Genomic DNA, 14,059 nt, shown 5'->3' with positions numbered 1-14,059 from the left:
GCTCGTTCGGGTGGGGTACAAGGAGGGGCCGTGGCCGTCCAGATCAAGTCCGTGGAGGCGACGGAGCTTTTCGTCGGCACCGAGGCGGAACCGCGTCAAGTCCTCCGGGCCGTGTTCCAGCGGGCCGTCACGGATGGTGCCGTGACTGTATCGCTTCTCGGTGAGCTGGTGCGAGGAACGCTCACGGTGCCGGCGGGCGACGGCGAGGCCGTCGTGGAGCTGCCGATGGCCGTCGACGCCTCCGTGCGGCCCGGTGACGCGCTCGACGCGGTGCTCCACCTGCTCGACGCCGGCGGCGCCGCGCTCGCCGTGCGGCCGGTGACGATCACCGCCGCCGAGCCCGGCTGGACCATGTACCTAGTCTCGCACTTCCACTACGACCCGGTCTGGTGGAACACCCAGGCCGGATACACCCAGACCTGGGAACTGCAGGGCAACGACGGCACCACCCGGCCGGTCTGGGAGAACAACGCCTTCCACCTGGTCAAGGCCCACCTCGATCTCGCCGCCGCCGACCCCGACTACAGCTTCGTGCTGGCCGAGGTCGACTACCTGAAGCCGTTCTGGGACGTCTACCCGCAGTACCGCGCGCTGCTGCGGGAGCTGATCGCCGCCGGCCGCGTCGAAGTGATGGGCGGTACCTACAACGAGCCCAACACCAACCTCACCGGCCTCGAGACGACCATCCGCAACCTGGTCTACGGCATCGGGTACCAGCGCGACATCATGGGCGCCGACCCGCGGACCGCCTGGCAGCTCGACGTCTTCGGCCACGACCCGCAGTTCCCGGGCCTGGTGGCCGACGCCGGCCTGTCCTCCACTTCCTGGGCCCGCGGACCGTACCACCAGTGGGGCCCGATGCTGACGAAGTTCGACGGCGTCCAGGGCGACGTGAAGAACATGCAGTTCCCCGCCGAATTCGAGTGGATCTCGCCGTCGGGGCAGGGCGTCGTCACGCACTACATGCCGAACCACTACTCGGCCGGCTGGTGGATGGACTCCTCGGTGACCTTGGAGGAGGCCGAGGAGAAGGTCTACGAGCTCTTCCTGGGCCTGAAGCAGGCCGCTGCGACCCGCAACACCCTGCTGCCGGTCGGCACCGACTACACGCCGCCGAACAAGTGGGTCACCGCGATCCACCGCGACTGGAACGCCCGCTACGTCTGGCCGCGCTTCGTCACCGGCCTGCCGCGCGACTTCTTCGCCGCGGTGCACGCCGAACTCGCCGAGCGCGGCGTCAAGCCGAGTCCGCAGACCCGCGACATGAACCCGGTCTACACCGGCAAGGACGTCTCGTACATCGACACCAAGCAGGCGCAGCGGGCCGCCGAGACCGCGGCCACCGACGCCGAGAAGCTGGCCACGTTCGCCTCCCTGCTCGGCTACGGCCGCTACCCGAGCGCCGCGCTCGACAAGGTGTGGCGGCAGCTGGCCTACGGCGCCCACCACGACGCCATCACCGGCTCCGAGTCCGACCAGGTCTACATCGATCTGGTGACCGGCTGGCGCGAGGCGCACGACCTGGCCGCCGAGGCCCGGGACGCGGCGCTGGCCGCGATCTTCCGGAACGTGCGCACGCTCGGCGGCGCCGCGGACGGCACGATCGCCGTGGCCAACACCCTCGCGTTCGAGCGCACGGATCTGGTGCGGGTGACGCTGGAGGTGCCGGCCGGCGAAGGCGTCGAGGGCGTGCGGCTGATCGACGACGAGGGCGCCCGGGTGCCGTTCGTCGTGGAAGCCCGGAACGGGACGGAGCTGGTCGTCGCCTTCGTGGCCGCCGGTGTGCCGGCGATGGGGTGGCGGATCTGGTACGTCGAATTCGTTCCCGTTCCCGACCCCGCTGCGGACCCCGTGTCCGGCTCCGGAGCGGAGGACCGGATCTGGCGGACGACGTCCGACCTCCCCGCCTCGATCGCCAACGAATACTTCGAGATCTCGGTCGACCCCGCGCGCGGCGGCGGCCTGACCGGCATCGTCGAACTCGGCACCGGCCGCCGCCTGCTCAAGCCCGGCGAGATCGGCAACGAACTGCGCGTCTCCGAGGAGTACCCGCAGCACCCCGAGTTCGGCGAGGGTCCCTGGCACCTGGTGCCGAACGGCACCGTTCTCGGTTCGGCGGCGGCGCCCGCGGCCTCGGTCCGCGCCGAGGAGTCGCCGATCGGGCGCCGGTACGTCGTCACCGGCAGCGTCGGCGAGGTCGCGTACGAACAGCACATCACCCTGTTCCACGGCCTGAACCGCGTCGACTTCCGCACCCGCGTCCTGGACTTCACCGGCGCCGACCGGCTGCTGCGGGTGAAGTTCCCGGTCGACCTCCCCGGGGCGCGTCCCGTCTCCGAGGTCGCCGGCGCCGTCATCGGCCGCGGCTTCGCGCTGCCGGACTCGGACGCGGCCGTGGCGCCGTGGACGCTCGACAACCCGGCCAACACCTTCTTCGCGCTCGGCAGCACCGCGACCCTGGACCTCCACGACCTCGAGGGCCGCGCCATCGGCAAGGTCGCGATCTCCGTCGCCGAGGTCGTGGTCGACGATCCGGACCGGTACCCCGACGAGGTGCGCGAGCTCGTGGTGGGCCTGGCCCGCGTCGGCGTCACCGCCACCACCACGACCGCCGAGGGCGCGCGCTACGGCTGGCTGCACGTGGACTCGAACCTTCCGGACATCCGTATCGTGATCGGCGGGCCGGACACCAATGTGCTCACCGCGGAGATCCTGGAACGCTGTGATGCGACGGTGCGGCAGAAGTTCGAGTGGCTGATGAAGAGCGACGGCCACGTGTGCTTCTTCATCCCCGCCGCGATCCCGCTGGAGCAGGCGTGGGTGCCGAACGCGGATCTGCGTGACGCGCGGGCGCTACCGGTGCTGATCATCGCCGGCGAGCGGCCGGAGGACACCGCGCACGGGGTGCGCGACACGGGTTCGGCGTTCGCCGCCGACGCCTCCCAGCGCGCCGTCACCGTCAGCGCCGCCGACACGGTGCTGCTGGACGACCACACCGTCGGCCTGGTCAACAACGGGCTGCCCGGATTCGCGGTCGACCCCTCCGGAGCGCTGCACCTGTCGCTGATGCGCTCGTGCACCGGGTGGCCGTCGGGCGTCTGGCTCGACCCGCCGCTGCGCCGTGCGCCGGACGGTTCGGCGTTCCAGCTCCAGCACTGGACCCACGACTTCGACTACGCGCTCGTCAGCGGTCCCGGAGACTGGCGCGCGGCCGGGCTGGTGGCGGCCGGGGCGGCGTTCTCGGCGCCGCTGCTGGCCCGGCCCGAGCCGGTGCACCAGGGCCCGCTGCCGCCGCGGCACTCGCTGCTCTCGGTCACGCCCGAGGGCGCGGCGCAGGTGACGGCGGTCAAGCCGGCCGGGAACCCGGAGGCGGTCGGCTCCGCGCTGGACGCCTCGCCGGAGCTGGGCTTCACGGTGCGCCTGGTGGAGGCGACGGGCACCGGCGCGACGGTCGCCGTGCGCAGCCCGCTCGGCACGCTCTCCAGCGACCGCGCCGATCTGCTCGAAGAGTGCGGCCTGCGGTGCGAGGTGCGGGCCGCGGGCTCGGTGGAGCTGGCCGGATCGCAGATCTCGACGGCGATCGTGGTGCCGCACCAGGGCTCCGGCTCGCCGGCGGCCGCCCCGGTCCTCGGCCGGGCGGACGAGCCGGCCCAGCCGGTGTACGCGCGGTACTGGCTGCACAACCGCGGCCCGGCGCCGATGGGCTTCCTGCCGGTGTCGGTGGCCGCCGACCCGGCGCTGCTCCCGGGCGCGGGCGAGGTGACGGTGGCCGTGGCGAGTCAGTACACCGACACGGTCTTCGAAGGGCTGCTCACGGTCGCCGGCCCCGACGGCTGGCAGGTCGAGCCCGAGTCGCGCCCGATCGCCCTGGAGCCCGGCGGCCACACGGTGTTCCCGCTGACGGTGACACCTCCGGACGGCGCGGTGGAGCCGGGCATGTACTTCGTGCGCGTGCAGCTGGCAGTGGGGGAGACGGTGGTGGAGGACGTCGTCAGCGTCCTGGTCGACGCCGACGAGTTCACCCCGCCGCCGCCCGGCGCCGAGATCGAACTCCACGTCCAGACCCAGGGCACCAAGAGCGAGACCGCTCGCCCGACCGGATTGGAGATCACCTCCATCACGCCGGGCGTCACCCTGGCGCCGGGGGAGCGGACGACACTGCGCGTGGGCTTGGCCAACCGCACGCGCGGCCGCATCGACGGCGAGGCGATGCCGGTCAGCCCATGGGGCACCTGGGACTTCATCGGCCCCTATGCGATCGGTTTCAGCCTCGACGCCGGGGCGGAGGACGAGATCGAGTTCGAGGTCGCCGTCCCCGCCGACACGGCTCCCGGCCACTGGTGGGCGATGGTGAAGCTGATGTGGTTCGGCCGCTCGCAGTACACGGCGGCGGTGCCCGTGGTGGTGCGATGACGGTCATAGGCCGGGTCGACGGCGCGCCGATCCCGCGCGAACGGCTGGACGAGCGCGTCGCGGAGCTGCGCGCCGGGCGGTTCGCCGGCCGGCTGCCGGCCGTCGGCAGTAAGGAGGACCGGCAGTTTCTGCGGTGGACCGCGCAGGTTCTGCTGACCGAGGAACTGTGTCGCGTGGAGCTGGCACGGCTGGGCGCCGGCCGATCCGCGCGAGAGCCGCGGGTCCTCAGCCAAGCCGAATCGCTGCATCTGGGGTCCATCAACGCGGCCGCCTGGTCCAGGGCGCCGGAGATGTCAGAGCTGTTCGATCTCGTCACGGCGCCGACCACGATGAGCGAGCCTCCCGCACCCCGCCGTACCTGGTACCGCGTCACCCACGCCGTCGGCGCGACCCCGCTGGCCGCCGAAGCCGCGCGTCCCCGCGCGCTCGGCTGGACCACCCTCGCCGACCTCCCGACCACGCTCGCCGCCGAACTGCGGGCGATGCCGACCGGCATCCGCGTCGGGCCGGTGCGCTCCGGCATCGGATGGCATTTCGCCACCGTCACCGCCACCGAGGTCCGGGCCGATCCGCGGCCGGGCCTCAGCGGCGGCGACCCGGCGCGCCTCGCCGCCTTCAACCGGTGGCTCGACCAGCGGCGGCGCGCGCTCGTCACCCACGTCGAGGGCTTCGAGCATCCCGGCGATCCGTCGCAGCCCGACAACACCCACCGGCACTAGCCGCGCGTTCCGCGGCCGAAGACACGTCGTCCCTCCCACCCGGTGTCGTAACCGGGGGGAGGGACGGGGCGATCAGGCCGGATCAGCCCGCGTAGGCCGGGGCGCCCGCGCCGCGGAGCGGAACGATGGTGCCCTCGGTCGCGCCGGGGTAGCTGTCCCAGATCTTGTTCAGCTGGCTCTGGTAGTAGGCGGAATGCGTGCCCAGAACGAACATCAGCAGAATGCCGATCCCACCGCTGCACGACGGCTGAATGCCGGCCGCCGCCTGCGCCCGGCTGATGCGCTTGCCGGTGTTGAAAACGGTGATGAAGGCGCCGATGTAGAACCCGAACAGCGCGAGGACGGCCAGACCCGGGTTCACCTGGATGCTGTTGTCGAAGTCATGCGTCTCGCGGTTGCCCTTGAACCACCACACGAGGCCGTAGATACCGAACGTGATAAGGGTCAGCCCCCACACGGCAAACGGACTGCGCTTCTTGCCGATCTTACCCTGCATATCGAAAAGGACCCCTCCCATGAAAACGCGCTGAGCTGCGCGCCGAGGGATCATCGCGCACTTCGACGTCACGTGTCCAGCGCTTCACGGAAATGTCCATGAGGTTGGGGGAACTCCCGCACCTCGCCGATCGTTGCTAGTAGTCTGATCCGTCCCTGAGCAACGGATGGACGGTCAGCCCGCCGCGGCCCGCTCCACCTCCAGCAGCGACTCGGCATGTCGCTGCGCCTCGTACGCCCGCTTCCCGCCGCGCAGGCCGAACAACCGCTTCGTCCACACCAGATACACGACCAGCAGCAGGTTCAGGGCGAACGTCACCAGCTTCAGCGGACTCACGCGGTGCGCCAGCTCGTACACCTCCAGCGGCAGGAACATCCCCGTGGCCACGAAAGCGAAGTACTCGCCCCACCGCTTCAGCAGCCACAGCCCGACACCCTCGACCACCTCGACCGCCGCGTAGGCGATCAGCGCCGTCACGATCCACGTCAGCGTGGTCGGTTTCGCGTCCACCGCCTTCTGCAGCAGCTCCAGTGTCTTCGAGTGCTGCAGGTCGAACCCGGCCTTGCCGAACACCTGCTTCACCACCGGCGCCGCCTGGTCGAACGCCTGCCGCAGCTCGTCCTGCCGGCCCTCGAACCGGTGCACCACGTACGCAGCCGCCAGCAGCAGCGCGCCGCGAACCCACCGCTCCACAGCGAAGAACCGCAGCAGGACCGCGTCACGCATCTCCGCGCCCCGCTTCACCAACGGCGCGTCCCGCGCCGGGCCCGAGGGCGGCTTCGTCCCGTCCGGCACCGGGACGAAGTCCGCGCACCGCAGACACCGCCACGTCGTCCCGCCGGGCGTCCGCGCCGTCAGCCGCCCCCGCAGCGCCGCCTCGTCCGGCGCGTAGAGCACGTGCCCGCTCAGCGCACAGCCCAGCAGGCTCCAGTCGAAGCGGTGCCGCTTTTCGTTCATATCCGTCACGATATACGCGAGGAATCAGAACACGAGCGAAGCGGGCGAACCGGGCGTACGCCGTCCGGCACAGACCATCAGCCTGACATCAGCCCACGTAGTACTGACCCAAGTAGGCGACCAGTAGCTTCTTGCACTCCGCGATCAGCCCCGCGTCCCCGTCCGGGTCGCTCCGGAACGCCAGTTGCAGCACCGCGTCCGCGGCCTCCATCGCCACCCGCAGCGCCAGCTCCACCTGGTCCTCGCCGGCGTCCGAGGAGGCCAGGAACGGCGTCAGCGTCCGCAGGCGCCGCGCCACCGCCGTGTTGTTCTCGACCGAGTCGTCCAGCAGATACAGGTCGCGCGGGTCGGCCTCGGACCACTTGCTGCCGGCCCCGAAGTCCAGCACCCCGAACCCGGGCAGGGTGCGCCGCATGTCCACGAACTCGTCGATGGCGATGTCCACGACGTCCTCGACCGAGCCCGGCGGCGTCTCCCCGTAGCGGCGCACCAGCCGGTCCAGAAAGTTCTGCAGGTTCCGGGCGGCCAGCGCGTGGACCAGCGCGCTCTTGTCGGCGAAGAACTGGTACACGGTCCCGATCGGCACCTCGGCGCGCTTCGCCACGGCCGTGGTGGTGAGCCCGGCGAACCCGACTTCGTCGAGCAGCTCGGCGCACACGTTGAGGATCCGTTCGTAGCGTTCGGCGCTGCGCCGCTGCATCGGCCGGCGCCGCAGGCCCGCCGCGCCGGACGCCGCGCTCTCGGTCGTGGTCTCCATTCCCCTATTCTCCTCCGCCCGCTAACCTGAGGATGACTCATGTTAAGCCCTGCCCGGAGGTGGCCCCGCAGTGACCGACCACACCCCGCTCCCGCCCTTCCCCGCCGACTTCCACTGGGGCACCTCGACCTCGGCCTACCAGATCGAGGGGGCGGCCGCCGAAGACGGCAAGGGCGTCTCGATCTGGGACACCTTCGTGCGGCGGCCCGGCGTCATCCGCGAGGGCCAGACCGGCGACGTGGCGTGCGACCACTACCACCGCTACGCCGAGGACATCGACTTGATGGCGGGCCTCGGCGCCAACGCCTACCGCTTCTCGATCGCCTGGACCCGGATCCAGCCCGACGGCTCCGGCCCGGCCAACGCGGCGGGCCTCGCCTTCTACGACCGCCTCGTGGACGCCTTGCTGGAGAAGGGGATCACGCCCTTCCCGACCCTGTTCCACTGGGACCTGCCGCAGGCCCTGGAGGACCGCGACGGCTGGCTCGCGCGCGACACCGCGTACCGCTTCGCCGAGTACGCGGCGCTCGTGGCCGACCGCCTCGCCGACCGCGTCGAGCACTGGATCACGCTCAACGAGCCCTTCATCCACCTGGCCTACGGCTACGCCTTCGGTGTCCACGCCCCGGGCCGCACCCTCATGACGGACGCCATCCCGGTCGCGCACCACCAGCTGCTCGCGCACGGTCTGGCCGTCAGCGCCCTGCGATCATCCGGCGCGGCGCGGGTGCTGATCGCCAACAACTGCACGCCGGTCTGGCCCGCCAGTTCCGCCCCGGAGGACCGCGTCGCCGCCGACGCCTACGACGCTCTCCACAACCGCTTGTTCAACGACCCCATCCTGTTGGGCCGCTACCCCGACCTGTCGGCGTATGGCGCCGGGCCGGACCTCGGTGGAGTGGTCCGCGACGGCGACCTGAAGGTCATCTCCGCGCCTCTGGACGGCCTCGGCGTCAACTACTACAACCCCACCCGGATCGCCGCGCCCGGCCCGGAGCACGGCCTGCCGTTCCAGGACGTGCCGATCGAGGGCGTGCCGCGCAGCGCCTTCGACTGGCCGGTGGTCCCGGACGGTCTGCGCGAGCTGCTGGTCGGTCTGGCCGGCCGCTACGGTTCGGCGCTGCCGCCGGTCTACATCACCGAGAACGGCACCTCGGTGGACGACAAGGCGGTCGACGGCCGGGTCGCGGACCCGGAACGGGTCGCGTTCCTGGACGGGCACATCAGGGCCCTGGCCCAGGCCATGGCCGCCGGGGTCGACGTGCGCGGCTACCTGACCTGGACCCTGATCGACAACTTCGAGTGGGCCGAGGGCTTCACCCAGCGTTTCGGCCTGGTCCATGTCGACCACCGGACGCAGGTCCGCACGCCCAAGGACTCCTACCACTGGCTCCGCGACCGCCTCGCCGAGCTCCGGCGAGGCTGAGGCGGACGGAGCGGACGGAAGCGGACGGACGCAGACGGGGGCGGACGGGGGCGGATGGAAGCGGACGGACGCAGGCCGCCTCACCGGCTCTGCAACGTCCAGGTGTTGCCGTCGGGGTCGGCGAACCGCGCGTAGAACACGTCGGGCCGGCCCTCGGCGGACATCTTCTCCACCGCGTCGACGGCGACGCCGCGCCCGACCAGCGCGTCGCGCGCGGCCTCGATGTCGTCGACCACCAGGTGCAGCATCTTGATCGAGCCGGGCGGGGTGTCGACCACGCCCTTGCCGAACGCGATCGAGCACGCGGACCCGGGCGGCGTCACCTGGACCACCCGGAAGTCGGTGCCGAACGAGACGTCGTGGTCGACGTGGAAGCCCATCTGGCGCTCGTAGAAGTCCTTGGCGCGGTCCACGTCGGTCACCGGCACCGGGACGAGCTCGAGTTTGAAGTCCATGCGGCCCACCCTGGCATGGGCCGCTGACCCGCGCCCACTCATGGGAACCCCCGTACGCCGGGCGGTGTATCGGCGGCGGAGGTGTTTCTGATGCGCAGATCGCTGCTGATCCTGTCCCTGGTCCCCCTGACGGCTTGTACGACCGATTCGGCCTCCCCGAAGCCGGTCGCGTGCACCGCTGAAACCATCCACTCCGACCAACCGCCGGCCTGGACCGGCGCGGCCAACCCACCTGCGGGCATGAGGTGGGTGGCGGGCGCGAACGGCTATGTGGTGGGCATGTTGTTCAGCGATCCACTGAAGTCGGGGGAGACCGACAAGATCCTGTGGATCGTGAGGACCCCGCGGGACGGGAACCCGCTCCAGATCCGGGCCGCGCTTGCCCAGCCCCAGTCCACGGTCACCTTCACGCCGGTACCGCCGGACTCCGGGCCCGGGGAGATCTACCCGTGGACCGTCTCGGTCCCGCAGCCCGGCTGCTGGCGTATGAACCTGACCTGGGGCGCCCTTCAGGACGTGGTCGCCGTGCCGTTCACCTGAGCCGCGAAGACGTCCCGGAACGCCCGCAACGTCGCCTGCTCCCGTGATCTGTCGTAGACCGCGAACACGACGCGGGGGAAGCGGCCCTCGAAGGCGCCGCCGCCCGTGAGATGCCCGCGGAACGCCCTGGCCACCATCGTCGGATCGTTGCGGAACACCCCGCAGCCCCATGCGCCGAGCACCAGGGCCCTGACCTCATGGTGCGCGGCGACGGCCAGCACACGGCCGGCGCGCTCCGTGATGAGCCCTTCTAGTTCGCCGGCCGCGCCCGGCTCGTGCCGGGCCAGGGCGCCGGCGTTCGGGGCCGGGGAGGTCAGGTACGAGACGTAGTACGGCTCGTCGAGCAGCCGTGTGTCGTTGTCGCGGTAGACCGGGACGTCGGGGGAGTAGATGACGCGGTGGCTGTAGCGGGTGTCGCGGTCCTGCCGATGGGCGTCGTAGTAGTCACGGGCCTCCAGCAGTGTCGTGTAGAGCGCGGAGCTGCGGCAGAGGTCCTCCTCCTGCGCCCGCGCGCCGCCGAGGTAGCCGCCGCCCGGGTTGCGCGCGGAGGCGAAGTTCAAGATGGCGACGTACTGCTCGCCCTCGTCGAGGACCAGGCGCTGCCCGGCCTGGGTGCTGGTCTCGTCCGTGACTTCGAACTCTGTGACGTGCCGCTCGGCGTCGCCGGCGTTGTACGCCTCGTCGTTGAACAGCCGCTGCGTCTGGCTCGGGTTGTAGGAACGCGTTCCCTGGCAGGATGCTGCGACATCCGCGCCCAGCTCGACGCGGTGGCCGCGTTGGTTGGTATAGAAGCCGGCGGCGATGATCGCCTCGTTGGACCGGCTGACGCCTTGGTGGATCCCCATGCTGCTCTCTACTTGATGAAGGTGAAAAGCTTGGCGTCGCCTCGGAGCGGTGCCGGATCGCGGTCCTGACGATGCCCGGCGACGTAGATCGACTCCGGCAGCGCCGGATCGGACTCCCACAGGCTGGTGAAACCGGCTTCAGCGAACCAGCCGTGGATCGACGGCACGAGGTTCGGTTCGCGACGGTGCCGGGTCCAGATCACGGTGCCGTGGCGCGCGGTCAGCCCGGCGGCGTTCGCGACCGTGTGCGCGATGTCGGCGTCGGAGATGTTGCCGAAGATCCCGCACAGCAGAAGCAGGTCGGCCGGGCCGAAGCCGGCGAAGCGCGCCGGGTCGGCCGCGTCGCCGGTGACGACGTCGAAGGCGTCCGCGAGCCCGGCTTCGGCCACCGCACGCCGCGCGACGTCGGCGATCTCCGGATCGAACTCCACGAGCCGCGCGGTGACGTCGGCGCGGCGCGGGTGCGCGGCGACGACGGGGATCACGTCCCGGCCCTCACCGGCACACAGGCTCAGGATCCTGATGGGCCCGGGCGCCGTTTCACGGAGTGCGCGGCTGATGCCGTCGCGCACCACGGCCAGGCGGCTGGCCAGCGGCGATGCCGGATCATCGTAGGCCGCGAACCACGGCTTCCAGTCTCTTAATCCCGTCATGATCGCCTTCCCCTGTCCTACGATCGCGTCATGGCTGATCAATACCCTCCCATGAGTCCATACGCCACCGGATTTCTCGACACCGGCGACGGGAACCGCATCTACTACGAGAAGCTCGGGAACCCGGACGGCAAGCCCGCGGTGAACCTGCACGGCGGTCCGGGCTCCGGTTCCGTCGTCGGCCCGACCAAGGCGTGGGATCCCGAGGCGTGGCACGTGATCCGTTTCGATCAGCGCGGCTGCGGCCAGAGCACACCGCACGCCAGCGACCCGAACACCGACATGTCGCTGAACACCACCGCGCATCTGCTCGCCGACATCGAGATGCTGCGCGAGCACCTCGGGATCGAGAAGTGGCTCGTGAAGGGCGGCTCATGGGGTGCCACCCTCGCCCTGGCCTACGCCGAGAAGCACCCCGAACGCGTCACGGAGATGATCATCCCGGCGGTCACGATGACGCGGCCGGAGGAGACGGAGTGGCTCTACCGCGGCGTCGGGCGCTTCTTCCCCGAGGCCCAGGACCGGTTCCGCAACCACGTGCCGGAGGAAGACCGCGACGGCGACGTGTTCCAGCTGCTGGCCGCCTACGGCCGGCTGCTCGCGAGCCCCGACCGCGCGGTCCAGGAGGCGGCCGCGGCCGAGTGGATGACGTGGGAGGACGCCGTGATCTCTCTGGAGTCCAACGGCACCCCCGGCGCGTACAGCGCTCGCGTCGACGACGCACGACTGGCGTTCGTCCGTATCTGTGCGCACTACTTCAGCAACAAGGCCTGGCTGGAGGACGGCCAGATCCTGCGCGACATCCACAAGCTGCACGGCATCCCCGCGGCGCTGGTCCACGGCCGCCACGACCTCGGCAGCCCGGTCTACACCGCGTGGCAGATCGCGCAGGCGTGGCCGGACGCGACGCTGTACGTCATCGAGGACTCGGGCCACACCGGCAGCCAGGAGATGGGCCGCATCCTGAACCAGGTGACGGCGGAGTTCGCGAAGCGGTAGCCGGCCCGTCGCGGACGGTGCCACGACCCGCCGGACCCGGTGCCCCGGCCCTCTGGGCACCGGGCCCGGCCTCGCCTACGCTGATCATGTGCCGAACACCCCCCTCACCCCACGTTCCGAAGCCGAACGCCGTGACGCCGCCGACCCGCTGGCCGCGCTCCGCTCCGAGTTCGTCATCCCCGACGACTCGCTGATCTACCTCGACGGCAACTCGCTGGGCCGGCTGTCCAAAGCCTCGCTCGCCCGCGTGGAGGAGGTGGTCGCCGGGGAGTGGGGAACCCGGCTGATCCGCTCGTGGAACGAGCGGTGGCAGACGCTGCCGCAAGTGGTCGGCGACTTCCTCGGCGAGCAGTTCCTCGGCGCGGCGCCCGGCCAGGTCGTGGTGTCCGACTCCACGTCGGTCAACCTCTACAAGCTCGCCTCGGCGGCCCTGGACGCGCGGCCCGGGCGCGACGTCATCGTCAGCGACCTCAACAACTTCCCGACCGACCGCTACGTCCTGGAGGGGCTGGCGGCCGCGCGCGGGCTGGAGCTGAAGCTGGTCGAGTTCGACGAGCTGCTCGGCCCGACCGCGGAGCAGGTGCGGGCGGTCGTGGACGAGCGCACGGCGCTGGTGTCGCTGTCGCAGGTCGACTACCGGTCGGCGGCACTGGCCGACCTCGGGGCCGTGAACCAGGTCGTGCACGAGGCCGGGGCGCTGGTGCTGTGGGACCTGTGCCACTCGGCGGGCGCGGTGCCGATCGAACTCGACGCCACCGGCACCGACCTGGCCGTCGGCTGCACCTACAAGTACCTGAACGGTGGACCCGGCTCGCCCGCGTTCCTCTACGTGAACCGGTCGCTCATCGAGGACCTGCGGCAGCCGATCTGGGGCTGGTACGGGCAGCGCGACCAGTTCGCGATGGGGCAGGGCTACGACCCGGTGCCCAGCGCCACCCGGTTCCTCGTCGGCACGCCGCAGGTGGTCGGGGTGTCGCTGGTGGACGCCGGCGCGCGCGTGCTGGCCTCGGCCGGCATCAAGCCGCTGCGCGACAAGGGCGTGGCGCTCACCGAGTTCGCCATCGGACTGTTCGACGCGTGGCTGGCGCCGCTCGGGTTCACGCTCGGCAGCCCGCGGGACGCCGCGGTGCGCGGCAGCCACGTCTCGGTGCGGCATCCGGAGGCGTACCGCATCTGCCGCGCGCTGATCGAGCAGCACGACGTCGTCCCCGACTTCCGGACGCCGGACCGGGTGCGGCTCGGCATGGCGCCGGCCACGACGCGGTTCGTGGACGTGTGGGACGCGTTCGACGCGATGCGGCGGATCGTGGAGACCAGGGCGTACGAGCAGGTGGACCCGACGCGGACCGACGTGACCTGATCTTCCGGCGCTGCCGGCTTGTGGGGCCATGGGTTGGCCTTGCAGCGTGCGGTTTGGGTTGTGAGCTGAAGATCAAAGGCTTATTACGACCTCCGGCATGGTGTTGACGCTCGGGGGTCTGGGTGGCGGGTGGCGGGGTCGGCTGCCGGTTGTGGTGTTCACGACCCCGCCGCCGGTCGGGCCTCTTCGGGTCCGGTCCGGATCGGATCGGCGAGAGCGAGAGCAAGAGCGAGAGCAAGAGCAAGGGCAAGAGCAACAGCAAGGCCAAGGGCAAGAGCAAGGCCAAGAGCAACAGCAAGGCCAAGGGCAAGAGCAAGGGCAAGAGCAACAGCAAGGCCAAGGGCAAGAGCAAGAGCTGTGATGAAGAGCCGGCGCCTCCGGCGGGGGCCTCGGCTCCCTCGGGGAACTGGCGCGGCTTCCCGGGGGTGGTCGGGTCGTG

General features: G+C 71.0%; 13 protein-coding genes. 7 read left to right on the top strand and 6 right to left on the bottom strand.

Features of this window, described 5'->3' with window-relative positions:
- Positions 1-30 precede the first annotated feature (30 nt).
- On the top strand, positions 31-4,413 hold the full coding sequence (locus tag ABD466_RS36215; protein WP_344661780.1) for a glycoside hydrolase family 38 N-terminal domain-containing protein: 4,383 nt from the start codon (positions 31-33) through the stop codon (positions 4,411-4,413).
- Positions 4,410-5,132 carry a DUF7158 domain-containing protein gene (locus ABD466_RS36210; RefSeq protein WP_344661779.1) on the top strand — a complete coding sequence of 241 codons (723 nt, stop codon included), beginning with the start codon at positions 4,410-4,412 and terminating at the stop codon, positions 5,130-5,132. Before ABD466_RS36215 ends, ABD466_RS36210 begins: the two co-directional genes overlap by 4 nt.
- 82 nt (positions 5,133-5,214) lie before the next feature.
- Here ABD466_RS36210 and ABD466_RS36205 read toward each other — a convergent pair whose 3' ends face one another.
- The 3 genes from ABD466_RS36205 to ABD466_RS36195 all read right to left on the bottom strand — a co-directional run bounded on the left by ABD466_RS36205 (position 5,215) and on the right by ABD466_RS36195 (position 7,342).
- Positions 5,215-5,628, bottom strand: coding sequence for a DUF4234 domain-containing protein (locus tag ABD466_RS36205; protein ID WP_344661778.1), 414 nt, complete (start codon positions 5,626-5,628; stop codon positions 5,215-5,217).
- 174 nt (positions 5,629-5,802) lie between these two features.
- Positions 5,803-6,585, bottom strand: a complete 783-nt coding sequence (locus ABD466_RS36200) for a DUF2127 domain-containing protein (RefSeq protein WP_344661777.1) — start codon at positions 6,583-6,585, stop codon at positions 5,803-5,805.
- Positions 6,586-6,673: 88 nt separating this feature from the next.
- On the bottom strand, positions 6,674-7,342 hold the full coding sequence (locus tag ABD466_RS36195; RefSeq protein ID WP_344661776.1) for a TetR/AcrR family transcriptional regulator: 669 nt from the start codon (positions 7,340-7,342) through the stop codon (positions 6,674-6,676).
- 70 nt (positions 7,343-7,412) lie between these two features.
- On the opposite strand from ABD466_RS36195, the gene ABD466_RS36190 reads away from it, so the two are divergent.
- Positions 7,413-8,768, top strand: a complete 1,356-nt coding sequence (locus ABD466_RS36190) for a GH1 family beta-glucosidase (RefSeq protein WP_344661775.1) — start codon at positions 7,413-7,415, stop codon at positions 8,766-8,768.
- An 80-nt stretch (positions 8,769-8,848) separates the two neighbouring features.
- Here ABD466_RS36190 and ABD466_RS36185 read toward each other — a convergent pair whose 3' ends face one another.
- On the bottom strand, positions 8,849-9,223 hold the full coding sequence (locus ABD466_RS36185; RefSeq protein ID WP_344661774.1) for a VOC family protein: 375 nt from the start codon (positions 9,221-9,223) through the stop codon (positions 8,849-8,851).
- A gap of 90 nt (positions 9,224-9,313) precedes the next feature.
- Between ABD466_RS36185 and ABD466_RS36180 the strand changes: the two genes are divergently transcribed.
- Positions 9,314-9,763, top strand: a complete 450-nt coding sequence (locus ABD466_RS36180; protein ID WP_344661773.1) for a hypothetical protein — start codon at positions 9,314-9,316, stop codon at positions 9,761-9,763.
- On the opposite strand, the gene ABD466_RS36175 is transcribed toward ABD466_RS36180, so the two are convergent.
- Positions 9,733-10,608 (bottom strand): TIGR02452 family protein, encoded by an 876-nt coding sequence (locus ABD466_RS36175; protein ID WP_344661772.1) that lies wholly within the window; start codon positions 10,606-10,608, stop codon positions 9,733-9,735. The two genes, ABD466_RS36180 and ABD466_RS36175, sit on opposite strands and share 31 nt — an antisense overlap.
- Before the next feature lie 8 nt (positions 10,609-10,616).
- A complete protein-coding gene (locus ABD466_RS36170; protein WP_344661771.1) occupies positions 10,617-11,303 on the bottom strand; it encodes a class I SAM-dependent methyltransferase family protein in 687 nt (228 codons plus the stop codon).
- A 9-nt stretch (positions 11,304-11,312) separates the two neighbouring features.
- Between ABD466_RS36170 and pip the strand changes: the two genes are divergently transcribed.
- The 3 genes from pip to ABD466_RS36155 form a co-directional block, all read left to right on the top strand.
- Positions 11,313-12,260, top strand: coding sequence for a prolyl aminopeptidase (gene pip, locus ABD466_RS36165; protein ID WP_344661770.1), 948 nt, complete (start codon positions 11,313-11,315; stop codon positions 12,258-12,260).
- Positions 12,261-12,348: 88 nt separating this feature from the next.
- The gene (kynU, locus tag ABD466_RS36160) at positions 12,349-13,620 is read left to right on the top strand and encodes a kynureninase (RefSeq protein WP_344661769.1); all 1,272 of its coding nucleotides are present in this window, start codon (positions 12,349-12,351) and stop codon (positions 13,618-13,620) included.
- Between the two features lie 122 nt (positions 13,621-13,742).
- A partial coding sequence (locus tag ABD466_RS36155; RefSeq protein ID WP_344661768.1) for a hypothetical protein occupies positions 13,743-14,059 on the top strand: 317 nt, incomplete at its 3' end.

Origin of the sequence: Catenulispora subtropica (genome assembly GCF_039531675.1) — a bacterium.
In the GTDB taxonomy this organism is placed as follows: Bacteria; Actinomycetota; Actinomycetes; order Streptomycetales; family Catenulisporaceae; genus Catenulispora; species Catenulispora subtropica.
The sequence above is the reverse complement of the archived record's forward strand: the minus strand, read 5'-3'. Positions and strand labels throughout refer to the sequence as shown.